Source organism: Achromobacter sp. 413638, from assembly GCF_043119405.1.
Taxonomy (GTDB): Bacteria; Pseudomonadota; Gammaproteobacteria; order Burkholderiales; family Burkholderiaceae_B; genus Achromobacter.
The window spans coordinates 1-23,799 of record NZ_JBICCO010000099.1; the positions used below are offsets into that span (position 1 = coordinate 1).

Below are 23,799 nucleotides of genomic sequence, written 5' to 3' on the forward strand. Positions count from 1 at the left end.
GGGCGCCGCGCCCCGGGCCGCCGGCCAACCGGCGGGCCCCCCCCCCCCCCCCCCCCGCCAGCCCTCGTCGTTACGTCCGCCGCTCAAGCCGCGCCGCGGCCATCCGACGTCCGGCGCCATTGCGGCCAGACGCCCACCGTCAACGCGCGCAGGAACCACTCCACCGGCCCGTAGGCATGACGGCGCATCCACCAGGCCGACGCCGCCGTCTGCGCCAGGAAAATCACCAGCGCCAGCCCGCCGGCCTCCAGCGGCGACCACAGGCCCATCTGGCGCGCGCCCCAGGCCGTGAACACCAGCGCGCAGACCACGGACTGCATCAGGTAGTTGGTCAATGCCATCCGGCCCGCCGGCGCCAGCCATGCCGAGAGCCGCGCGCCCAAGCGCGAACGCAGCATCAGCAGGAAGGCGCAGGCGTAGCTCATGGTCAGCAACGGCGACGTGAGCAGACCCACGGCCAGGCCCGGCAACTCCCAGGAAGGCCCGGCCACCGAAGGCAGCGCGGACCAGGCATAGAAAGCCGCGCCGGCCAGGCCCGGCAACAGGCCCAGCGCCAGCAGCAGCCCCAGCGCGCGCGGCTGGCGCCACGGATCTTCCAGCGCCTGCCGCCGTCCCAGCGCGTAGCCGACCAGGAACATGGCGAAGGCGTAAGGCCCCTGCACCAGCAGCAGCACGACCCAGACGTACTCGATGAGTTCCTTGGCGTGCTGCCCGATCACGGAACCGACCGTGCCCCGGTAGGCTTGCAGGGCGGAGAGCACGTCGGCCCGCGCCTGCGCCGCGACCTCGGGGCCCGGCGGGTCCAGCAGGCTCAAGCCGGCCAGCACCGCCCAGGCCGCCGAGGCGAGTCCGATGAGCCACAACGCCAGGCGCAACGCGCGGGCGGGCTCAAGGTTGCGGCAGCAAAGCAGCAGCAGGCCCAGGATGGCGTAGGTCAGCAGGATGTCGCCGTGATAGAACAGCACGGCATGCGCCGCGCCCAGCGCGGCCAGGCCCGCCAGCCGCCGCAGGAAACGCGGCAGGAAAGCCGCCTGGCCGCGCTCGGCGGCCGCCATCTGCAGGGTGAAGCTGTAGCCGAACAGGAACGAGAACAGCAGATAGAACTTGGTCTCGAACAGCAGGCCGAAGACCCAGCTGGCCGCGAGATCCAGCGGGCGTCCGAACGCGGGATCGACCACGCCGCTGCCGTAGTACGGCGAGGCGAACACGCCGATGTTGACGACCAGGATGCCGAACAGGGCGAAGCCCCTGAGCGCATCCACCTGCTGCAACCGCGCGGGTCCGGCCGCAGCCGGGACGGCACTCATTTGCGACCTCCGGCCGCGGTGTCGGATGGCAGATAGCGGGCCAGCGCGCTCTCGATCAGGCGACGTCCGGCCTTGGCGTCGAATCCGGGATCGACCACGCGGCGGCTGAAAATGCCATCCAGCAGCAGCAGGATCATGTCGGCCATTTCGTCCGGCGGCTGCGGCGGCGTCTCGCCGCGCGCCTTGCCCCATGCCGATGCCAGCATCGCCGTGAGGCCCTGCTTGCGCTCGGCCTCGTTGGCGATGACCAGCGCATGCACCGCGGGATTGCGCACCGCCTCGGCCAGCACTTCCATGCCCAGGCGCACATAGGACGGATCCAGATACAGCAACACCTGCTCGGCCAGCCAGCCGCGCGCCGCGGCGCGGGCGTCGGGCGAGGCGCAGGCCGCCTGGATGACATCCCGCGTGGCCTCGGTATCCGCCGCGATCAGGGCCTCGATGATATCGGCCTTGCTGCGGTAGTAGTGGAACAGGTTGCCCGGGCTCATGCCTGCGCGCTCGCAGATCTGGGCGGTCGAGGTGCCGTGAAAACCATGCTCGGCGAAGCAATGCGCGGCGGCGTTGAGGATATGGCGGCGGCGCTCCTGCTGCTTGATGGGGTCGACTTTGCGCATGGGAACCATTAATAGATAATTTAGTCTATTAATTAAAAACCAAGCCGCGCCGCTTCGTCAACGAAAGGATCGCGCCGACCCCGTCCACGCAAGGGCCGCAGGCGCCCCTGATCAAGACCGCCAGGACGCCTCCCAGAAAAAATCCCGCGCCAGCATGGCGCGGGATTGGGCGTGTTCCCGGAGCGCGCCCGGACGCTCAGCCCAACACCGGCGACAGCACCGGCTGCTTCGGGCGCACGTCCAGCTGCCGGCCCTTGCGCGCGCGCTTGCCCACGTAGGGCGTGAGCGCCGAGCCGGCCAGGATGTCCTCGGTGTGCTTGTTGCGGTACACGCCAGCGGCGCGCAGCCCGGCCGCGCCGATCGGCACGGCCTGGTCCAGTTTGTCGGCGGTGTCCAGCCCCATCAGGATCGTGCCACGGCCGCCTCCCGACAGACTCTTGACCTCGTCCAGGCCGAACACCAGGAACTTGCCCTTGTCCGACAGCAGCGCCAGCTGCGTCGCGCCGTCGAACAGCGGCACCGGCCGCAGCAGCTCGTCGCCGGCTTCCAGCGTGATGAACTGCTTGCCGGCGCGCTGGCGGCTGAACATGTCCGAGAGCTTGGCCGCGAAGCCGTAGCCGCCGCGCGTGGCCAGCAGCCAGCGCGAATCGGCGGCCGCCGCGATCATGTGCACGATGCGCGAACCGCTTTCCAGGTCGATCATGGTGGTGATCGGCTGGCCGTCGCCGCGCGCCGACGGCAGGCCCGACACGGCGACGGAGTAGACGCGGCCGTTGTCGCCCAACGCGATCAGCGTGTCGGTGGTGCGGCATTCGAAGGCGCCATACAGGTCGTCGCCCTGCTTGAAGCCGAATTGCGAGGCATCGTGGCCGTGGCCCTGACGCGCGCGCAGCCAGCCCTTCTGCGACACGATCACGGTCACCGGCTCGTCCAGCACCTTGGTTTCCAGCACGGCGCGCTCGGCCGTCTCGATCAGCGTGCGGCGATCGTCGCCGTACTGCTTGGCGTCGGCCTCGATTTCCTTGACCAGCAGGCGCTTGAGCGAGGCCGGGTTGTCCAGCAGCTCCTGCAGGCGAACCTGCTCTTCGCGCTTGCCGGCCAGTTCCTGCTCGATCTTGATCCCTTCCAGGCGGGCCAGCTGGCGCAGGCGCATTTCCAGGATGTCGTCGGCCTGGCGCTCGGTCAGCTTGAAGCGCTCCATCAGCGCGGCGCGCGGCTCGTCGGATTCGCGGATGGTCTGGATGACGTCGTCCACGTTCAGGTAGACCACCATCCGGCCTTCCAGCACGTGGATGCGGTCGATGACCTTGTCCAGGCGGAAGCGCGTGCGGCGCGTCACGGTCTGGGTGCGGAACGCCAGCCATTCGGTCAGGATGTCGCGCAGGCCCTTCTGGCGCGGACGGCCGTCGGTGCCGATGCAGACCAGGTTGACCGAGGCGCTGCTTTCCATGCTGGTCTGCGCCAGCAGCGTGTTGACGAATTCATCGCGGTCCACGCGCGAGGTCTTGGGCTCGAACACCAGGCGCACGGCGGCGTCCTTGCCGGACTCGTCACGCACGGCGTCCAGCAGGTTCAGCATGACGGCCTTGGACTGGGTCTGCTCGGGCGTCAGGCTCTTCTTGCCGGTCTTGACCTTGGGATTGGTGATTTCCTCGATCTCTTCGAGCACCTTCTGGCAGGACGTGCCCGGCGGCAGCTCGGTCACCACCAGTTGCCACTGGCCACGCGCCATTTCCTCGAACTGCCAGCGCGCGCGCACCTTGAGCGAGCCGCGACCGGTCGAATAGATCTGGGCGATATCGGCGGCCGGCGTGATGATCTGGCCGCCGCCGGCGAAGTCGGGGCCGGGCACCAGGCTGTACAGCTCGGCGTCGGTCAGCTGCGGCTGCTTGATCAGCGTCACGCAGGCCTGCGCCACTTCACGCAGATTGTGCGGCGGGATTTCGGTGGCCATGCCCACGGCGATGCCGGACGCGCCGTTCAGCAGCATCACCGGCAGGCGCGCCGGCAGCATCTGCGGCTCTTCCTGGCTGCCGTCGTAGTTGGGCACGAAATCGACCGTGCCCTCGTCCAGCTCGTCCAGCAGCAGCTTGGCGATCGGCGTGAGGCGGGCTTCCGTGTAACGCATCGCCGCGGCGTTGTCGCCGTCGCGCGAGCCGAAGTTGCCCTGACCGTCGATCAGCGGATAGCGCAGCGAGAAATCCTGCGCCATGCGCACCATCGCGTCATACGCGGCCTGGTCGCCATGCGGGTGGTACTTACCCAGCACATCGCCCACGACGCGCGCGGACTTGACGGGCTTGGCGCCGGCCGCCAGGCCCATGGCCTGCATGGCGAACAGGATGCGGCGCTGCACCGGCTTCTGGCCGTCGCCCACGTCAGGCAGCGCCCGGCCGCGAACCACGGACACGGCATAGTCCAGATAGGCCTGCTCGGCATAGCGCGCCAGCGTGATGGCGGCGTCGCCGTCACCGGGCGAGGAGGCGTCGAAAAGACCAGGTTGATTGCTGTCGGTCATGATGTATTCAGGTAGACAATTTCATCGGAACGGCGTCATTGCGCCGGCGCGGACACGGCCAGCTTCGCGTCGGCCACATGCGCGCGGAATTGCGCGCGCACGGCCTCCAGCGTGCCGGCGTCCTGCCCGCGCTTGGGGATGATCACGCCTTGCAGCGTGCCCAGGACCACATACAGGTGTTCGGGCGTTTCCTCGACGCGGCTGACGTTGCTCCAATCCATGCGGCCCGAAGCCGAGGCGGTGGCGTCATCGATGCCGTCGGCGCCGAATTCCAGGCGATGGCGGCCCAGGAACATCTCATCGGGCTGACGTCGCAGCATGCGCCGCGTATTGGCCTTCACCAGGGCGGGCAGCACGAATTCGTAGGCCAGCGCCAGCAGGACCAGAACACCCAGGCCCACCGCCAGCCCCTGGAAATAGGCGGGCAGGACCGCGCCCCAGTCCGGGCCGCCCGGTCCCCAGGCGCTCCATGCCGTGTAGGCCAGCAGCGCCACCACCATCAGCACGGCGAAGCGCAGATGCGAGCGCATGCGGCGACCGCGCATTTCGGGCCGCTTGTACATATAGGCGACGAAGTCGGCATAGTCATCGGCCTTGAGGTCGATTTCCATGACGGCGGACGCGGGCGCGGCTTGCGTCATCAGATGTCGAGCTCCGCCAGGTTGCCCTTCTCTTCGATCCAGGCGCGGCGTTGCGAGGATTCCCCCTTGCCCATCAGCATGTCGAACATGCGCGTGGTGTCTTCCGGCGACTGGTCGCCATAGCCCACCGGCAGCAGGCGGCGCGTGTCCGGATTCATGGTGGTTTCCCAGAGCTGCTCGGGGTTCATTTCGCCCAGGCCCTTGAAGCGGCTGACCGCCCAGGCGCCTTCGCGCACGCCTTCCTTGCGCAGCTTGTCCTGCGCGGCTTCCAGCTCGCCGTCGTCCAGGCAGTAGATCTTGCGCGCCGGACGCTTGCCCTGCGCCGGCACGTCCAGGCGGAACAGCGGCGGCTTGGCGACGTAGACGTTGCCGGCCTCGACCAGCTTGGGGAAGTGCTTGTAGAACAGCGTCAGCAACAGCACCTGGATGTGCGAGCCGTCGACGTCCGCGTCCGACAGGATGCAGATGCGGCCGTAGCGCAGCCCGGACAGGTCGGGCGTGTCGTTCGGCCCGTGCGGGTCGACGCCGATGGCCACCGAGATGTCATGGATTTCGTTGTTGGCGAACAGGCGATCGCGGTCCACTTCCCAGGAATTGAGCACCTTGCCGCGCAGCGGCAGGATGGCCTGGAATTCCTTGTCGCGACCCATCTTGGCCGAGCCGCCGGCCGAGTCGCCCTCGACCAGAAAGACCTCGGTGCGCGCCGCGTCGCTGGCTTCGCAATCGGTCAGCTTGCCGGGCAGCACGGCCACGCCGGAACTCTTGCGCTTCTCGACCTTCTGCGCCGAGCGCTGGCGCGCCTGCGCCTGGCGGATCGCCAACTCGGCCAGCTTCTTGCCGTACTCGACATTGCTGTGCAGCCAGAGATCCAGCGCGCTCTTGGAGAAACCGCCCACCAGGCGCACGGCGTCGCGGCTGTTCAGCCGCTCCTTGATCTGGCCCTGGAACTGCGGATCCAGCACCTTGGCCGACAGCACGAAGCTGGCGCGCGCGAACACGTCCTCGGGCAGCAGCTTAACACCCTTGGGCAGCAGGCTGTGCAGCTCGGCGAAGCTCTTGACCGCGCCGAACAGGCCTTCGCGCAGGCCCGATTCGTGCGTGCCGCCAGCCGGCGTGGGAATCAGGTTCACATAGGACTCGCGCACGGCGTTGCCGTCCTCGGTCCAGGCCACCACCCACTGCGCGCCCTCGCCTTCCGCGAAGTTCTCGTGGTCGGCGCCGGCGTACTGCGCGCCCTCGAAAAAGGGCACCATCAGCTCGGCGCCGGCCAGCGCTTCGGCCAGGTAGCCGCGCAGGCCGTCCTGGTACTGCCAGGTCTTGGTGTCGCCGGTCTTCTCGTTGACCAGCATGACCTTCACGCCCGGCAGCAGCACGGCCTTGCTGCGCAGCAGGTGCGTCAGCTCGCCCAACGGAATCGTGGGGCTGTCGAAGTATTTGGTGTCGGGCCAGACGCGCACGCGGGTGCCGGACTTCTTGCGTCCGCCTTCGGCATACGGCGCCAGCGGCTCGGCGACCTCGCCGTCCTTGAACACCAGCCGGTTCACGCCGCCGTCGCGCCAGACCACGACTTCCAGCCGGGTGGCCAGCGCGTTGGTGACGGACACGCCCACGCCGTGCAGACCGCCGGAGAACGCATAGGCGCCTCCGCCCTGCTTGTCGAACTTGCCGCCGGCGTGCAGGCGGGTGAACACCAATTCAACCACCGGCGCGTTTTCTTCCGGGTGCAATCCCACGGGTATGCCGCGGCCGTCGTCCTCGACGGATACGCTGCCATCGGTGTGCAGCGTGACTTGTATCTGTTTGCCGTAGCCGGCCAGCGCCTCGTCGGCGGCGTTGTCGATCACCTCCTGCACGACGTGCAGCGGGTTCTCGGTGCGGGTGTACATGCCCGGGCGCTGGCGCACGGGCTCCAGCCCCTTCAGGACGCGGATGGACGCCTCGTTGTAACGTGGAGTGGCCAAGTTATCCCCAACATCTGTGGAAAAAAACCGACATTTTACGGACAAGCCCAGATTCCGCGCGGCTCCCGGTGGGATGCGCAGGACCTGAGCAGCCCCATATTCGGTAGGATGACAGTCATGGCGGCGGCCCTGTCCGGCTGTTTTTCTGCAGGACCTCGGCCGCCGCGCCGCAACATCCTACACAAAAGCCGCAAACCCTGTTGTTATCGACAGTGGTATGCTTTAATCCATTACAAACTAGAACAACGGCATGGCACGTCCCCTTTTTCGCGCCCTCTGCCGCGGAACAGAGAATCACCATCATGAGCGACCAAATCAAGAACGTCAGTGACGCCAGCTTCGAGGCCGATGTGTTGAAGTCCGGCCAGCCGGTGCTGGTGGACTACTGGGCTGCCTGGTGCGGCCCCTGCAAGATGATCGCCCCGATCCTGGAAGAAGTCGCCGCCGAATACGCTGGCCGCCTGACGGTCGCCAAGCTGAACGTGGACGACAACCAGGGCACCGCCGCCAAGTACGGCATCCGTGGCATTCCCACCCTGATGCTCTTCAAGGACGGCCAGGCCGCCGCCACCAAGGTCGGCGCGCTGTCGAAGTCGCAACTTACCGCATTCCTGGACGGCGCGTTGTAAACTGCGCGCTGTAACCGAAGGCGCCGCCCAGGCGGCGGCGTCCTTCAAAGAAATACGCGCGAGCCCGTCCGTGGCGCGCCGACAAACCCCTCCTTTACATTCCCCCACCACTCACCGCGATGCACCTCAACGAACTGAAGGCGCTGCACGTCTCGCAGTTGCTGGAAATGGCCGCTGGCCTGGAAATCGAGAACGCCAACCGCCTGCGCAAGCAGGAACTGATGTTCGCCATCATGAAACGGCGCGCCAAGCAGGGCGAGCAGATCTTTGGCGACGGCGTGCTCGAAGTCCTGCCCGACGGCTTCGGTTTCCTGCGCTCCCCCGAGACCTCTTACCTGGCCAGCACGGACGACATTTACATCTCGCCGTCGCAGATCCGCCGCTTCAACCTGCACACGGGCGATTCGATCGAAGGCGAAGTCCGCACGCCCAAGGATGGCGAGCGCTATTTCGCCCTGGTCAAGGTGGACAAGGTCAACGGCGTGGCGCCCGAGGCGATCAAGCATCGCATCATGTTCGAGAACCTGACGCCGCTGCATCCGAACCGGACCATGCGCCTGGAACGCGACATCAAGAGCGAGGAAAACCTCACCGGCCGCATCCTGGACGTCTTCGCCCCCATCGGCATGGGCCAGCGCGGCCTGATCGTCGCCAGCCCCAAGTCCGGCAAGACGGTGATGATGCAGCACATCGCGCACGCCATCACCACCAACTATCCCGACGCGGTCATGATCGTGCTGCTGGTGGACGAGCGTCCCGAGGAAGTGACCGAAATGCAGCGCACGGTGCGCGGCGAAGTCGTGGCCTCGACCTTCGACGAGCCGGCCACCCGCCACGTGCAAGTGGCTGAAATGGTCATCGAAAAGGCCAAGCGCCTGGTCGAAATGAAAAAGGACGTGGTGATCCTGCTGGACTCGATCACCCGTCTGGCCCGCGCCTACAACACCGTCGTGCCGGCCTCCGGCAAGGTGCTGACCGGTGGCGTGGACGCCAACGCCCTGCAGCGCCCGAAGCGCTTCTTCGGCGCCGCCCGCAATCTCGAGGAAGGCGGTTCGCTGACCATCCTGGGCACCGCGCTGATCGAAACCGGCAGCCGCATGGACGAAGTGATCTACGAGGAATTCAAGGGCACCGGCAACTCCGAAGTCCACCTCGAGCGTCGCCTGGCTGAAAAGCGCGTCTACCCGGCCATCAACCTGAACAAGTCCGGCACCCGCCGCGAAGAGCTGCTGATCGCGCCGGACCTGCTGCAGAAGGTCTGGGTGCTGCGCAAGTTCATCCACGACATGGACGAAGTGCAGTCCATGGAATTCATCCTGGACAAGATGCGCGTCACCAAGACCAATGCCGAATTCTTCGACATGATGAAGAAGAAGTAAGCCAGTCCCTGGCGGCGCCGCGCGCCGCCAGCCGCGGACGGGTCGCGCCTGTCCGCGACCGCAGCACCCAGGCCGCCGCGCGCGGCCTGCCCTCCCCCGTCTTGTCGTCCTACCGATTGCGCAGTCGATCGTGGCCCGCCCGGCCATGCGCCGCGCCGGCATCCCATGCCCGGCCAGCCCGCGCGACGACGCATCCCCCGCCTTGAGCCGACCCCGCGGATCCCTGCCGATCCCGCGCCGTTCCTTCCTGCCTGCCTCCCGGCCGACGCTTGTCGCTCGACGACAGCCGTCCATGTCGTATTTGGACAAGATAGCGTCCGGCCGGGGAAACAGCGGATCCCGCCTTCAGAGAAGAATGCTCCAAAAAACCCGCCTGGCACCTCCCTGGTGTCCGGTCACAGGACGCGGCGCCATGTACGCCGCGATCCCACAACGGAGACTTCATCATGAACGCCCTGCATCGGGAGAGCGTCGTCATCGACGGCCTCATCATTTCCAAATGGGACCGGTCCGTGTTCGAGGACATGCGCCGTGCCGGCCTGACCGCGGCCAACTGCACGGTATCGGTCTGGGAAGGCTTTGCCCAGACGGTGGACAACATCGCCGCGATGAAGCAGCTGATCCGCCAGAACGAGGACCTGCTGACGCTGGTGCGCGACGCCGCCGACATCCGCCGCGCCAAGGCCGAGGGCCGGATCGGCATCATCCTGGGCTTCCAGAACGGCCACGCCTTCGAGGACCGCCTGGGCAACATCGAAGCCTTCGCCGACATGGGCGTGCGCGTCGTCCAGCTTTGCTACAACACGCAGAACCTGATCGGCACCGGCTGCTACGAGCGCGACGGCGGTCTGTCCGGCTACGGACGCGAAGTCATCGCCGAAATGAACCGCGTCGGCATCATGGTGGACCTGTCTCACGTCGGCGCCAAGACCTCCGAAGAAGCCATCCTCGCCTCGACACGCCCGGTCTGTTATTCGCACTGCCTGCCCTCGGGCCTGAAGGCGCACCCGCGCAACAAGAGCGACGAGCAACTGCGCTTCATCGCCGAGCGCGGCGGCTTCGTCGGCGTGACCATGTTCCCGCCTTTCCTCAAGCGCGGCATCGACGCCACGGTGGACGATTACGTGGAGGCCATCGACTACGTCAGCGCCATCGTCGGCGAGGACAACGTGGGCATCGGCACGGACTTCACGCAAGGCTACGGGCAGCCCTTCTTCGACTGGCTCACCCATGACAAGGGCCGCCATCGCCGCCTGACCGACTTCGGCCCCATCCAGAATCCCGCCGGCATCCGCAGTATCGGCGAGCTGCCGAACCTGACCGACGCCATGCGGCGCGCCGGCTGGAGCGACATCCGCATCCGCAAGGCCATCGGCGAGAACTGGCTGCGCGTCTTCGGCGAAGTGTGGAATAGATAAGGAGCCCGCCATGCAACCGACCCTGCCCATCGACGTCGACGAGCAAACAGGCGTCTGGCGCACCGACGGCCTGCCCATGCTGTACGTGCCGCGCCATTTCTTCATGAACAACCACCTGGCGGCCGAGGGCGTGCTGGGCCGGGAGGCCTACGCCGCCCTGCTGTATCCCGCCGGCCACAAGTCCGCCTATTACTGGTGCGAACAGGAATCGCGCCGCCACAAGATCAGCGGCGCGCCGGTCTACGAGCACTATCTGCGGCGCCTGTCGCAACGCGGCTGGGGAATCTTCGCGCTGGACGAGATCGATCCCGCCCGCACCCGCGCGCGCATCACGCTGCGTCACTCCGCCTTCGTGCTGGCCCAGCCCGGGACGGCCGGCCTGCTCTGCTACATGTACTCGGGCTGGTTCGCGGGCGCCATGGATTGGCTGAGCGACCAGCAGGGCCGGCCGGCGCGCGCCCAATGCGCCGAACACCACTGCGGTTCGCAGGGGCATGCGCACTGTGAATTCATCGTTCGTCCCATCGACGCCTGAGGCCGGCCATGCGCTATTCACGCCTGTTTACGCCCATCACCCTGAACCAAGTCGTGCTGCGCAACCGCATCGTCAGCACGGCGCACGCCGAAGTCATCGCCGACGAACACGGCCTGCCCGGCGAGCGCTACCTGCGCTACTACGAGGAAAAGGCCAAGGGCGGCCTGGGGCTGGCCATCTGCGGCGGCTCCAGCATCGTTTCGCCCGACAGCCCGCAAGGCTGGTGGCGCTCGGTCAACCTTTCCACCGACCGCGTCATCGAACCGCTGGGCCGCCTGGCCGAGGCCATGCACCGCCACGGCGCGCGCATCATGATCCAGGCGACCCACATGGGCCGGCGCTCGTCCTGGCATGGCGAACACTGGCCGCACCTGGTCAGCCCGTCCGGCGTGCGCGAGCCCGTGCACCAGGGCAACGCCAAGACCATCGAGCCCGAGGAAATCCGCCGCATCATCGCCGACTTCGCGGCGGCGGCGCGCCGCGTGCAGGCGGCCGGCATGGACGGCATCGAGATATCCGCCGCCCACCAGCACCTGATCGACCAGTTCTGGAGCCCACGCACCAACTTCCGCACCGACGAGTACGGCGGCTGTCTGGAGAACCGCCTGCGCTTCGGCATGCAGGTGCTGCAGGCGGTGCGCGAGGCCGTCGGCAAGGATTTCTGCGTGGGCCTGCGCATGTGCGGCGACGAATTCCACGAGGACGGCCTGAACCACGACATGCTCAAGGAAATCGCCCAGGCCATGGCCGAGACCGGCCTGATCGACTACCTCAGCGTGATCGGCTCGGGCGCCGACACGCACAACACGCTGGCCAACTGTATGCCGCCGATGGCGCTGCCGCCGGAGCCCTTCGTGCACCTGTCGGCGGGCATCAAATCGGTGGTGAAGATCCCCGTCATGCACGCGCAGAGCATTCGCGACGCCAACCAGGCCGAGCGCGTGCTGGCCAGCGGCGCGGCCGACCTCGTGGGCATGACGCGGGCGCAGATCGCCGATCCGCACATGGTCGTGAAGATCCGCGATGGCCGCGAGGACGAGATCAAGCAGTGCGTGGGCGCCAACTACTGCATCGACCGCCAGTACGATGGCCTGGACGTGCTCTGTGTGCAGAACGCCGCCACCACGCGCGAGACCACCATGCCGCACCGCATCGTCCCGACCCGGGGCAGGCGCCGCCGGATCGTGGTGGTGGGCGCCGGGCCGGCGGGCATGGAAGCGGCGCGCGTCAGCGCCGAGCGCGGCCATGACGTGGTGCTGCTGGAAAGCAACGCCGCGCTGGGCGGGCAGATCCTGCTGGCCGCCAAAGCGCCGCAGCGCGAGCAGATGGCGGGCATCGTCCGCTGGTTCGACCTTGAAATCAAGCGCCTGGGCATCGACTGCCGGCTGGGACAGGCCGCCGATGCGGACGATGTGCGCGCACTGGATCCCGACATCGTGGTGCTGGCCACCGGCGGGCGCAGCCATGTGCACCACCTGCCGGCCTGGGGCGTGGCCGACGGCCTGGCCGTCAGCGCCTGGGACGTGCTGGCCGGCCGCGTCGAGCCGGCCAGGCGCGTGCTGGTCTATGACGGCGTCAGCACCCACGCGGGCGCGGGGGTGGCCGACTACATCGCCAGCCGTGGCGGACTGGTCGAAGTGGTGACGCCGGACACCAAGGTTTCCGAGAGCGTGGGCGGCACCACCTTCCCCATCTTCTACCGCAGGCTCTACGCGCAACAGGTCGTGCTGACGCCCAATACCTGGCTGGAGCGCGTCAGCGCCGAAGGCGACAAGCGCATCGCGCTGCTGCGCAACGAATACACCGACGAGCGCGAGGAACGCGAAGTCGATCAGGTCGTCATCGAGAACGGCATCATTCCCAACGATGCCCTGTACGGCGCGCTCAAGTCCCAATCCGTCAACCTGGGCCAGACCGACATCCATGCCCTGTACGCCGCCGAGCCGCAGCCGGCCCTGGCCGAGCCGACCGGCGGCGGACGCTTCCTGCTGTTCCGCGTCGGCGATTGCGTATCGATGCACAACATCCACGGCGCCATCTACGACTCGCTGCGCCTGTGCAAGGACTTCTGACCATGGCCGCCTTTCCTTCCCTCATCACCGGACTGTTCTGGCTTGCCGTGCTGGGCATCGGCGCCGGAACGCTGCGCCGCGCCTCGCTCTGGCGCGCCGGGCGCAGCGCCCCCATCCGCTGGCTGGACATGCTCGCCGTGCCCAAGCGCTACTTCGTCGACCTGCACCACGTCGTGGCGCGCGATCCCTACATCGCGCGCGCCCACATCGCCACGGCGGGCGCGGCGGTGGCCGCCATGTTGTTGGTGGCGCTCAACTACGGCCTGGCGCTCTATTGGCAGTCCCTGGACATGGCCATCGCGCTGGCCGCGCTGGTCATGCTGACCGGCCTGGCTTTCGTCTGGCTGCGCCGCCGCCATCCACCCGCCCGGCTGTCGCGCGGCCTGTGGAACCGGCTGCCGTGGATGCTGGGGGCGCTGGCGCTGGGCCTGCTGCTGCTGGGCGCGCTGCCCGCCGCGTGGCTGGCCGGGCTGACCGGCCTGGGCACCGCCGCGCTGCTGGCGGTGGGCGCCTGGGAGCTGACCGTGGGACTGGCGCGCGGCGGCCCGATGAAGCACGCGCTTGCCGGCCTGCTGCACCTGGCCTTCCACCCCCGCCCCGAACGTTTCGGCAAGACGCCGCGCGGCCAGCTCGCGGCCTTGCGCCCGCTGCCGCTGGACGGCCAGACGCTGGGCGTCGGCACGCCGGCGACGTTCACCTGGCAGCAGCTGCTGAGCTTCGACGCCTGCGTGCAGTGCGGCAAGTGCGAAGCCGCCTGTCCCGCCTTCGCCGCCGGCCAGCCGCTCAATCCCAAGAAGCTGATCCAGGATCTGGTCGTGGGCATGGCCGGGGGCACCGACGCCTGCTATGCGGGCAGTCCCTCGCCCGGCCTGCCCGTCGGATTCCACCACGGCGCGCCGGCCAGCCCCATCGTGCCCGAACTGATCGAGCCGGAAACACTGTGGGCCTGCACCACCTGCCGCGCCTGCGTGCAGGCCTGCCCGATGCTGATCGAGCATGTCGACGCCATCGTCGACATGCGCCGCCAGCAGACGCTGGAACATGGCGCCGCGCCCGGCAAGGCCGCCCAGGCGCTGGCGAACCTGCGCGAAACCGGCACGGCGGGCGGCTTCGACCTGGGCGCGCGCTATCACTGGGCCGTGGACCTGGGCGTGGAACAGATCCAACCCGGCCGTCCGGTGGATGCGCTGCTCATCGCCGGCGAAGGCGCGTTCGACATGCGCTACCAGCGCAGCCTGCGCGCGCTGGTCAAGGCCCTGCAGGCGGGCGGCGTGCGCTTCGCGGTGCTGGGCGCGCTTGAAACAGATACCGGCGACGTGGCGCGCCGCCTGGGCGACGAGGCCACCTTCCAGCAGCTGGCGCGCGCGTTGATCCAGACGCTCGACAGCCTGGACTTCCGGCGCATCGTGACCGCCGACCCGCACGTGCTGCACTGTCTGCGCAACGAGTACCCCGCGCTGGGCGGACGCTATGCCGTGGAGCATCATGCCGCCACGCTGGCCGCCCTGGCCCGAACAGGCAGCATCCGCCTCAAGCCGCTGGAATCGTCCGCGCCCCTGACCTACCACGACCCCTGCTACCTGGCCCGCTACAACGGTGAAACCGAGGCGCCGCGTGAGCTGCTGGCGCGGCTGGGCGCGCCGCTGCGGGAAATGACGCGCCATGGCCTGGAAGGCCGTTGCTGCGGCGGAGGCGGCGGCGCGCCGTTGACCGACATCCCCGGCAAGCGCCGCATCCCCGACATCCGCATCGCCGACGCGCGCGAAACCGGCGCTGCCACCGTCGTCGTCGCCTGTCCCAACTGCACGGCGATGCTGGAGGGCGTGGTCGGCCCGCGCCCCGACGTGCGCGACATCGCGGAACTGGTCGCCGACGCGCTGGAGACATCATGAACGCCATCCGCAGGATCAATCCGCGCCGGCCGTACACCCACACAGCCGAGGGCCTGAAGCGCATCGTGCTGGGCCAGTCCGCCTCGGCCGGCGAGGATGCGTCGACGCCCGCGCAAGCCGGCGCCGCCAGCGCCGCCAAGCCCTTGCGCAGCCAGGCGCCCGCCGTGCGCCGCATGCTCGCGGTGGCCCACAGCGAACGCGGCGCGCTGTCGGCGGGCGCGCGCCAGGCCGTCGCGGCGGCGGCGCTGCTGGCGCAGGCGGACACGGCCGTGCACCTGCTGGTGTTCGGCGACTGCCGCGACGATCCGGCCGCGCTGGGAGCGGATGTGCTGATCCAGGCGCAAGCGCCCGCCGCCCATGCGCCCGATCTTGCCCTGGCCGCCCTGCTGGCGGAAATCGCCGGCGATCCGCCGCTGCACATCTTCATGTCCGACGAGGATCCCGACGACGCCGACCTGGGCAGGCGTCTGGCCGCGCACACCGGCTACACGGCGGCGACGGGCGTGGTCTCGCTGAACGCCAGCGAAGCCTTCCGCATGGCCGGCCCGGCGCAGCTCGCCCGCTGCCCCCTGCCCCGCATCCTGCTGCTGGCCGCCGACGCCGTCGACGAGGCCCTGCCCTGCGCCGGCCGTGGCTTGCGCCGCCAGCTCCCCTGGCCGCAGGCGCCCGCGCGCTATCGCGAACAGGCGCGCTTCAAGCTGGACGCCGCCGAGCTGGCATTGGAAGAAGCCGACCTGATCGTCTCGGCCGGCAACGGCGTGCACGACCTGGAGAGTTTCCATGCGCTGGCGACCGCGCTGGGCGCGGCCGTCGGCGCCAGCCGCGTGCCGGTGGACGATGGCCGCTTTCCCCGTTCGCAGCAGATCGGCGCCACCGGCAAGACCGTCAGCGCCAGCCTGTACCTGGCGTTCGGCATCTCCGGCGCGGTCCAGCACCTGCAGGGCATCAAGGATTGCCGGCACGTGATCGCCGTGAACCTGGACGCCAGCGCGCCGCTGATCAAGCGCGCCGACCTGAGCATCATCGACGACGCGCACAGCGTGACGCGAGCGCTGCTGGATGAAGTCGCGCGGGCCCGCGAAGCCGCGCGCATTCCCCTGGAGACGCCCCATGGCTGAACCGCGCATCGCCGTCCTGGTCTCGCTGGGACGCCATCCCGTCAGCGGCGCCGTCCGCTGGAGCCGCAACGACGGCGCCGCGCTGGCGCTGGCCCGGCGCCTGGGTGGCGCGTCCGTCGCCGTGCTGCACGCCGGCGATCCCGACGAACCGGCATTGCGCGGCTATCTGGCGCTGGGCGCGCCCTGCGTCCAGACCATCGACGTGCCGCGCGACCGGGACGTGCTGGATCCGCTTGCCGCCCTGCTGAGCGACTACGCCCTGGTGCTTTGCGGCAGCCGCGGCGAATCCGGCATGGGCAGCGGCCTGCTGCCCTATCTGCTGGCGCAGCGTCTGGGCCGTCCGCTATTGCCCAACGTACTCTCCGCCCAGCTGGCCAGCGGCGCGGTCCGGGCGCGGCAGTTTCTGCCCAAGGGCCGACGCCGCGACATGGAAACCGACCTGCCCGCGCTGCTGGCCGTGCATCCCGCCGCGCCCTTCGAACCACGCTATGCCTATGCGCGGGAGCGCGCCGGGCGCGTACTGCCCGTTGCGGCGCCCGCCCAGGCCGCGCCGCTGGCAGACGCCTGGCGCATCGAACCGGCCGACGCGCGGCCGCGCAAGCTGGCCGCGCCCGAACGACGCTCCGGCCGCGACCGGCTGCTGGCCGCGACCGCCATGGCCAGCCGGGGCGGCGAAGTCATTCAGCACGGCTCCCCGGAAGACAAAGCGCGCGCGGTGCTTGCCTATCTGCGCACTCACAACCTGGTTGATTACTGAGGTGGACCATGAACATCATCGCCCCGCTTTCCCCATCCCGCCCGCGCGTGGACGACGCACTGCGCGCCCTGATCGCCAACCGCGTTCCGGGCCACAGCCTGGACGCGCCGTTCTACCTCAGCCAGCAGGTCTTCGACCTGGACATGGAGGCGATCTTCGCCCGCCATTGGATCCATGTCGCGGTGGAGCCTGACATTCCCGAGCCGGGCGACTACATCACCGTGGATGTCGGCCGCCATTCGGTCGTCATCGTGCGCGACGACGACCAGCAGATCCGCGCCTTCCACAACGTCTGCCGTCATCGCGGCTCGCGCCTGTGCCAGGAGCAGCAGGGCTCCGTCGGCAATCTGGTCTGCCCCTATCACCAGTGGACCTATACGCTGGATGGCAAGCTCGCCTACGCCGAGCACATGGGCGCCGGCTTCGACAAGCGCGCGCACGGACTCAAGCCCGTGCATGTGCAAAGCCTGGCCGGCCTGCTCTTCATCTGCCTGGCGGACACGCCGCCGACCGACTTCGCCCGGCTGCGCGACGAAGTCGAACCCTATCTGCTGCCACACCATCTGAACGACTGCAAGATCGCCGCGCAGATCGACATCATCGAGGAAGGCAACTGGAAGCTCACCATGGAGAACAACCGCGAGTGCTATCACTGCGCGGCGAACCACCCCGAGCTGACCATCTCGCTGTTCGAATACGGCTTCGGCTATCAGCCCTCGGCCGCCAACGCGCAGCAACTGGCCGACTTCGACGCGCTGTCGCAACGCCTGGAATCCGAATGGCAGGCCGACGGACTGCCCTCATCGGAACTCGACTGTCTGGACGAGCGCATCACCGGCTACCGCGTGCGACGCCTGCCGCTGGACCGCGCCGGCGAATCGGAAACCCTGGACGGCCGGGTGGCCTCGCGCAAGCTGCTGGGCAATTTCCAGCGCGCCGACCTGGGCGGGCTGTCGTTCTGGACGCAGCCCAACGCCTGGTTCCACTTCATGAGCGACCACATCGTCACCTTCTCGGTGCTGCCGATCGCGCCCGAAAAAACCCTGGTGCGCACCACCTGGCTGGTGCACAAGGATGCGCGCGAACACGAGGACTACGACGTCGAGAATCTGACAGCGGTCTGGCGCGCGACCAACAGCCAGGACCGCGCGCTGGTCGAGATGTCGCAGCAGGGCGTGCGCAACCCGGCCTACCAGCCCGGCCCCTACTCCCCCTATGCCGAGGGCCTGGTGGAGAAATTCTGCAACTGGTATGTCGGCCGGCTGACGGCCTACTGCCTGGAATGACGCGCGGCCATGAGCGCCCCCCAGACCGCCCTGGCCGCCGCGCCGTCCATCGACGGCGCCATGCCGCGCCTGCACCAGCCTGAGTACTGGCAACGCCTGCCGCCGCCCTGGAACAGCGAAACCGAGGAAGCGCTGTTGTGCACGCACGTCCGCGCCGAAACCCACGACGTCAAGAGCTTCTTCTTCCGCTCGCCGGCCGGCCACGCCTTCGCCTTCACGCCCGGTCAGTTCCTGACGCTGGAGCTGGACATCGGCGGCACGCGGCTGAACCGCTGCTACACGATCTCGTCGCCGCCGACCCAGCCGCACACCCTGTCCATCACCGTCAAGCGCGTGCCTGGCGGCCCCGTGTCGAACTGGTTGCACGACCACCTGAGCGCGGGCATGGCGGTGCGAACGCTCGGCCCAGCGGGCGTCTTCAGCAACGCGCTGCATCCGGCCGAGCGCTACCTGTTCCTGTCCGCCGGCTCGGGCATCACCCCGCTGATGTCCATGGCGCGCACCCACCGCGATCTGTGCGACGACCGCGACATCGTCTTCGTCCACAGCGCCCGCACGCCCGACGACATCATCTTCGAGCGCGAACTGGACCTGCTGGCCTCGAACCTGTCGCGCTTCCGCGCCCACTTCGTCTGCGAGCAGCTCGGCCGCCGGCCGTCCTGGCACGGACTGACCGGCCGGCTGAGCCTGCCCGCGCTGGCGCTCATGGCGCCGGATTTCCTCGAGCGCACCGTGTTCACCTGCGGACCGGCGCCCTATATGCGCGCGGCGCGCGAGATGCTGGCCCAGGCCGGCCTGAACATGAGCCGCTATCACGAGGAGAGCTTCTCCTTCGATGAACAAGCGACCGCGCCGGCCCCGGAGCCGCGCGCCACATCCACCGGGTCCAGCTACACCGTGCGATTCGAGCGCAGCCAGCGCAGCCTGGGCTGCGCGGCGGACCAGACCGTGCTGGACGCCGCGCGCGCCGCCGGCCTGCGGCTGCCGTCCTCGTGCACGCAAGGCATGTGCGGCACCTGCAAGGTCAGACTGCTGTCCGGAGAGGTCGACATGCGCCATCAAGGCGGCATCCGGCAACGGGAAATCGACCAGGGCATGGTGCTGCTGTGCTGCAGCCGCCCCCTGAGCGACCTGATCATCGAGAAGTAAACGCGGGCGCCGCGAGCCAGATCAGGCAGGCGCTGTTTCCATCAACGGTTTCGATAGGACAACCCTGATTTCTTCCCTGAACCCGCGATACCGCTCCACGCAAACGCGATAACGGCCGATACTCAGCAGCACTTTCGGTCGTCATGCTGGACTGCCGGCGCTTACCCGCCGGCAACAGGCCCGGCCCGGCGCCTGCCCGCGAAGGCGACGCCAGCCGGATGTTTGCTTGGCCTTGAACGAGGTCGATACGCATGCATCCCCAACCCCATCCGGACACCCCGGTTTCCAGCCGGCCCCTGCCTGTCCAGCCCGATCCGCCCGACGCGGCGCACAGCCATTTCGGCTTCCTGCTGCTGCCCGACTTCTCGATGATCGCCTTCGTCAACGCCGTCGAGGCGCTGCGGATGGCCAACTATGTCAGCCGGCGCCCGCTGTATCGCTGGTCGGTGCTGACGCCCGACGGCGCGCCCGCCACGGGCAGCAACGGCCTGCCCATCACGCCCACCGCGAGCCTGGACGACACGCCCGCCATGGAGACCCTGTTCGTCTGTGGCGGCATCGAGGTCAGGCGCCACGTCAACGGCGCGCTGATCCGGGCGCTGACGCGGCTGGCGCGCCTGGGCATGACGCTGGGCAGCCTCTGTACGGGCAGCTACGCGCTGGTCAAGGCCGGCTTGATGAACGGCTATCGCTGCGCCGTGCATTGGGAAAACCTGTCCTCGCTGCGCGAGGAATTCTCGGCCATGACATTCACCGAAGACCTGTTCGTGACCGACCGCGACCGCATCACCTGTTCGGGCGGCACCGCGCCGCTCTACCTGATGCTGGATCTCATGGCGCGGCGCTACGGCGACGCGGTAGCCGCCGGCGTGTCGGAACAGTTCATCCTGGACCGTATCCGCAGCGCCACCGAAAAGCAGCACATCCCGATGGCCGCGCGCATCGGCGTCAACCGACGCGAACTGGTGAGCACGGCGCAGCTCATGGAAGCGCACATCGAAGACCCGCTGAGCTTCGACCAGATCGCGGAGAGCGTGGGGCTGTCGCAGCGGCAATTGCAGCGCATGTTCAAGGAATACCTGAACATCTCGCCCACCCGCTATTACCTGTGGCTGCGGCTGCGCCGCGCGCGCGAGCTGCTGCTGCAGACGGACATGTCGGTGATGAGCGTCACGGTGGCCTGCGGCTTCCAGTCACCCTGTCATTTCAGCAAGGCATACCGTTCGCAGTTCGGCCATCCGCCGAACAGCGAACGCCGGCGCGCGCGGGCCTGACGCGGCGCGCGCCGGCGTCGGGCCCGCGCGGTCACGCCGCCAGCAGCGCGCCGTGCGGATCGATCACGAATTTTCGTGGCGCGCCGGCATCGAACTCGGCGTACCCCCTGGGCGCATCGTCCAGGGAAATCAGCGTCACGCCCACCACGTCGGCGATCCGCAGGCGGTCCCAGAGGATGGCCTGCATCAGGGCCCGGTTGTACTTCGTCACCGGCGTCTGACCGGTGTGGAAGCTATGGGCCTTGGCCCAGCCCAGTCCGAAGCGCACCGACAGGCTGCCGCGCCGCGCGGCCGGATCGGCGGCGCCGGGATCGTCGGTGACATAGAGTCCGGGAATGCCGATGCGGCCCGCCACCCGCGTCACCTCCATGAGCGCGTTGAGCACCGCCGCCGGCGCCTCGGCCCGCGAGCCCTCCCCGCCGTGGCCGCGCGCCTCGAAGCCCACCGCGTCGACCGCGCAATCCACCTCCGGCGCGCCCAGGATCGCCGCGACCTGCTCGGGCAGGGGCGCGTCCAGCGTCAGGTCCACGGTCTGGAAGCCGGACGCGCGCGCATGCGCCAGCCGCGCCGCGTTCACGTCGCCCACGATGACGACGGCCGCGCCCAGCAGCCGCGCCGAGGCCGCGGCCGCCAGCCCCACGGGTCCCGCGCCGGCCACGTAGACCGTGCTGCCCGGCCCCACGCCCGCCGACACCGCGCCGTGGTAGCCGGTGGGCAGGATGTCCGACAGGCAGGTCAGGTCGCGGATCTTCTCCATCGCCTGCGCCGCGTCGGGAAAGCGCAGCAGATTGAAATCGGCGTAAGGCACCATGACGTAGCGGGCCTGTCCGCCGATCCAGCCGCCCATGTCCACATAGCCATACGCGCCGCCGGGCCGGTCCGGATTCACGTTCAGGCACACGCCCGTGTCCTGTTCCTTGCAGCAGCGGCAACGGCCGCAGGCCACGTTGAATGGCACGGACACCAGATCGCCGACCCGCAGCGTCTCCACGTCGGGGCCGATCTCGATGACCTCGCCGGTGATCTCGTGCCCCAGCACCATGCCGGCGGGCGCCGTGGTGCGGCCGCGCACCATGTGCTGATCGGAACCGCAGATATTGGTGGCCACCACCTTCAGGATGGCGCCATGCCCGATCCTGCGTCCCCGGGGATCCGCCAGCTCGGGGAACCGAAGGGGCTGGACCTCGACGCGTCCCTGCCCCATGTAAACCACGCCTCTGTTCTCTGCCATCGCTCGTCTCCTGGCCGGCCGCGCCGGCGTCGTGCCGGCCGGACGGCCGCGCCTACGCGATGGTGACGCCGCCGGAGCGGGCGCGCTTGTCGCCAGGCGACAGGAAGCAGACGGATTGCGACCGCATCCATCCCGCCCGACGCACGACCCGCGCCATGTCGGGAATAGGCAGTTTCGCGTCCGGCCCGGAAAAGAGCCGCGCAACGCTTGGGAGAAGAATGGCTGCGGGTCCGTCGCATGCGAGGCAGGTGCGCCGCGGGCCCGCAACCAGGCGCGGCACAACCATAAAACACAAAGGAGGCGGCACGCGCCGTAGCGCGCGCGCCGGAATCATGACCCATCCCCACCATCGGTTCCTGGACCGCCTGCAGGGCAGCGCGCAGGCGGGCCAGGACAACATCCGCTTCGGCATCCTCGACATCCACCATCCCGTCTTTCCCATCTCGGTGGCCGTGATCGCCGCCTTCGTGATCTTCGCCCTGCTGCAGGCCGGCCCCACCGAGGCCGCGCTCAACGGCCTTCGCGGCTGGCTGACTTCGACGTTCGACTGGCTCTTCATGGGCGCGGCCAACCTCTTCGTGCTGTTCAGCCTGTTCCTGATCTTCTCGCCCATGGGCAGCGTCGTGATCGGCGGCCAGGATGCGAAGCCCGAATACTCCTTCGTCGGCTGGACCTCGATGCTGTTCGCCACCGGCATGGGAATCGGACTGATCTTCTTTGGCGTGATGGAGCCCGTGCACCATTTCAACAATCCGCCACTGGGCCTGGCGCCGCCGCTGGACCCGCATGGCCAGCTGGTCGCCCCGGCGGTCGCGCCCGCGAGGGAGCTGGCCATGGCCGCTTCGGTATTCCACTGGGGCCTGCATCCCTGGGCGATCTACGCGGTCGTCGGCCTGTCGCTGGCGCTGATCACCTACAACCTGCGCCTGCCACTGTCGATCCGGTCGGTGTTCTATCCCATCCTCGGACTGCGGCACGCGCGCGGCGCGCTGGGCAACGCCATCGACATACTGGCCGTGTTCGCCGTGCTGTTCGGCCTGGCGACCTCGCTGGGCCTGGGCGCGCAGCAGGCGCTGGCCGGCCTGCATCACCTGTATGGCATCGAGATCAACGCGCAGAACAAGATCATCCTGGTGATCGTGATCTCGGCGATCGCCCTGGGCTCGGTCGTGGCCGGCATCGAGGCGGGCGTCAAGCGCCTGTCCGAGCTGAACGTGGCGCTGGCCCTGCTGCTGATGCTGCTCATCATCGCCGTGGGCCCGACCGCCGACATCCTGCGCGGCCTGCTGGACAATACCGCCGCCTACCTGCAATACCTGCCGCTGCTGTCGCAGCCGTTCGGCCGCGACGACAATGCCTTCCTGCAGGGCTGGACCTCGTTCTATTGGGCCTGGTGGATTTCCTGGTCACCCTTCGTCGGCATGTTCATCGCCCGCATTTCCAAGGGCCGCAGCGTGCGCCAGTTCCTGGTCTGTGTGCTGATCGCGCCCACGCTGGTTTCCATTTTCTGGATGACGACCTTCGGCGGCACCGCGCTGCACCAGCTGGTGGCGCAGGGCTATACGGGCGTGCAGGACATGGTGCTGGCCAACCAGCCCGAGCTGTCGCTCTTCATGATGCTGCGCCAGCTGCCCTGGGCCGGCCTGACCTCGCTGGTCGCGATCGTGCTGGTGGTGATCTTCTTCGTCACCTCGTCGGATTCCGGTTCGCTGGTCATCGATGGCATCACCGCCGGCGGCAAAGTCGACGCGCCCATCATCCAGCGCATCTTCTGGGCCGTGGCCCAGGGCGTGGTCGCGCTCATCCTGCTGCTGGGCGGCGGCCTCAATTCCCTGCAGGCCGCCTCGGTGGCCACGGGCTTTCCGTTCCTGTTCGTGCTGCTCCTGATGATGCTGTCGACCTGGCGCGTGCTGCGCTGGTGCCATCGCGCCGAACGCCGGGCGGCATCCCCGTTGCCGCGTTGAGACCGCCGGGGGGGGGGGGGGGGGGGGGGGGGGGGGGGGGGGGGGGGGGGG

18 protein-coding genes are annotated in these 23,799 nt (G+C 68.6%); 12 read left to right on the forward strand and 6 right to left on the reverse strand.

Annotated elements, in window-relative coordinates; all coding sequences use genetic code 11:
* Positions 1-83: 83 nt before the first annotated feature.
* The 5 genes from ACEU5R_RS27890 to parE all read right to left on the reverse strand — a co-directional run bounded on the left by ACEU5R_RS27890 (position 84) and on the right by parE (position 7,044).
* Positions 84-1,307, reverse strand: a complete 1,224-nt coding sequence (locus tag ACEU5R_RS27890; protein WP_392413004.1) for a DUF418 domain-containing protein — start codon at positions 1,305-1,307, stop codon at positions 84-86.
* Positions 1,304-1,924 (reverse strand): TetR/AcrR family transcriptional regulator, encoded by a 621-nt coding sequence (locus tag ACEU5R_RS27895; protein WP_103276575.1) that lies wholly within the window; start codon positions 1,922-1,924, stop codon positions 1,304-1,306. The genes ACEU5R_RS27890 and ACEU5R_RS27895 overlap by 4 nt, the downstream gene beginning before the upstream one ends.
* Before the next feature lie 196 nt (positions 1,925-2,120).
* Positions 2,121-4,442 (reverse strand): DNA topoisomerase IV subunit A, encoded by a 2,322-nt coding sequence (parC, locus tag ACEU5R_RS27900; RefSeq protein WP_392413006.1) that lies wholly within the window; start codon positions 4,440-4,442, stop codon positions 2,121-2,123.
* 35 nt (positions 4,443-4,477) lie between these two features.
* Positions 4,478-5,083, reverse strand: coding sequence for a YcxB family protein (locus ACEU5R_RS27905; protein WP_392413008.1), 606 nt, complete (start codon positions 5,081-5,083; stop codon positions 4,478-4,480).
* On the reverse strand, positions 5,083-7,044 hold the full coding sequence (parE, locus tag ACEU5R_RS27910; protein WP_199770892.1) for a DNA topoisomerase IV subunit B: 1,962 nt from the start codon (positions 7,042-7,044) through the stop codon (positions 5,083-5,085). Before parE ends, ACEU5R_RS27905 begins: the two co-directional genes overlap by 1 nt.
* A 302-nt stretch (positions 7,045-7,346) precedes the next feature.
* On the opposite strand from parE, the gene trxA reads away from it, so the two are divergent.
* The 11 genes from trxA to ACEU5R_RS27965 all read left to right on the forward strand — a co-directional run bounded on the left by trxA (position 7,347) and on the right by ACEU5R_RS27965 (position 20,553).
* Positions 7,347-7,673 (forward strand): thioredoxin TrxA, encoded by a 327-nt coding sequence (gene trxA, locus ACEU5R_RS27915; protein WP_103275358.1) that lies wholly within the window; start codon positions 7,347-7,349, stop codon positions 7,671-7,673.
* Between the two features lie 119 nt (positions 7,674-7,792).
* Positions 7,793-9,052 carry a transcription termination factor Rho gene (rho, locus tag ACEU5R_RS27920; protein ID WP_103275359.1) on the forward strand — a complete coding sequence of 420 codons (1,260 nt, stop codon included), beginning with the start codon at positions 7,793-7,795 and terminating at the stop codon, positions 9,050-9,052.
* 446 nt (positions 9,053-9,498) lie between these two features.
* A complete protein-coding gene (locus tag ACEU5R_RS27925; RefSeq protein WP_392413010.1) occupies positions 9,499-10,470 on the forward strand; it encodes a dipeptidase in 972 nt (323 codons plus the stop codon).
* Between the two features lie 10 nt (positions 10,471-10,480).
* Positions 10,481-11,005, forward strand: a complete 525-nt coding sequence (locus ACEU5R_RS27930) for a 4-vinyl reductase (protein ID WP_103275361.1) — start codon at positions 10,481-10,483, stop codon at positions 11,003-11,005.
* An 8-nt stretch (positions 11,006-11,013) separates the two neighbouring features.
* A complete protein-coding gene (locus ACEU5R_RS27935; protein ID WP_392413011.1) occupies positions 11,014-13,077 on the forward strand; it encodes an FAD-dependent oxidoreductase in 2,064 nt (687 codons plus the stop codon).
* Between the two features lie 2 nt (positions 13,078-13,079).
* On the forward strand, positions 13,080-14,969 hold the full coding sequence (locus tag ACEU5R_RS27940; protein WP_392413013.1) for a (Fe-S)-binding protein: 1,890 nt from the start codon (positions 13,080-13,082) through the stop codon (positions 14,967-14,969).
* Positions 14,966-16,087 (forward strand): electron transfer flavoprotein subunit alpha/FixB family protein, encoded by a 1,122-nt coding sequence (locus tag ACEU5R_RS27945; RefSeq protein ID WP_392413015.1) that lies wholly within the window; start codon positions 14,966-14,968, stop codon positions 16,085-16,087. The genes ACEU5R_RS27940 and ACEU5R_RS27945 overlap by 4 nt, the downstream gene beginning before the upstream one ends.
* Positions 16,080-16,844 carry an electron transfer flavoprotein subunit beta/FixA family protein gene (locus tag ACEU5R_RS27950; protein ID WP_392413016.1) on the forward strand — a complete coding sequence of 255 codons (765 nt, stop codon included), beginning with the start codon at positions 16,080-16,082 and terminating at the stop codon, positions 16,842-16,844. The genes ACEU5R_RS27945 and ACEU5R_RS27950 overlap by 8 nt, the downstream gene beginning before the upstream one ends.
* An 8-nt stretch (positions 16,845-16,852) precedes the next feature.
* The gene (locus ACEU5R_RS27955; protein ID WP_392413017.1) at positions 16,853-18,130 is read left to right on the forward strand and encodes an aromatic ring-hydroxylating dioxygenase subunit alpha; all 1,278 of its coding nucleotides are present in this window, start codon (positions 16,853-16,855) and stop codon (positions 18,128-18,130) included.
* A gap of 60 nt (positions 18,131-18,190) precedes the next feature.
* Positions 18,191-19,279 carry a 2Fe-2S iron-sulfur cluster-binding protein gene (locus tag ACEU5R_RS27960; protein ID WP_392413024.1) on the forward strand — a complete coding sequence of 363 codons (1,089 nt, stop codon included), beginning with the start codon at positions 18,191-18,193 and terminating at the stop codon, positions 19,277-19,279.
* 251 nt (positions 19,280-19,530) lie between these two features.
* Entirely contained in the window at positions 19,531-20,553 is a 1,023-nt protein-coding gene (locus tag ACEU5R_RS27965; protein WP_392413019.1) for a GlxA family transcriptional regulator, read from the forward strand.
* A 31-nt stretch (positions 20,554-20,584) separates the two neighbouring features.
* Here the strand turns inward: ACEU5R_RS27965 and fdhA are convergent, their stop codons facing one another.
* Complete coding sequence (gene fdhA, locus ACEU5R_RS27970; RefSeq protein WP_392413020.1) at positions 20,585-21,784, reverse strand: formaldehyde dehydrogenase, glutathione-independent; 1,200 nt, start codon at positions 21,782-21,784, stop codon at positions 20,585-20,587.
* Between the two features lie 332 nt (positions 21,785-22,116).
* On the opposite strand from fdhA, the gene ACEU5R_RS27975 reads away from it, so the two are divergent.
* On the forward strand, positions 22,117-23,748 hold the full coding sequence (locus tag ACEU5R_RS27975) for a BCCT family transporter (RefSeq protein ID WP_392413022.1): 1,632 nt from the start codon (positions 22,117-22,119) through the stop codon (positions 23,746-23,748).
* The last annotated feature ends 51 nt before the right edge of the window (positions 23,749-23,799 follow it).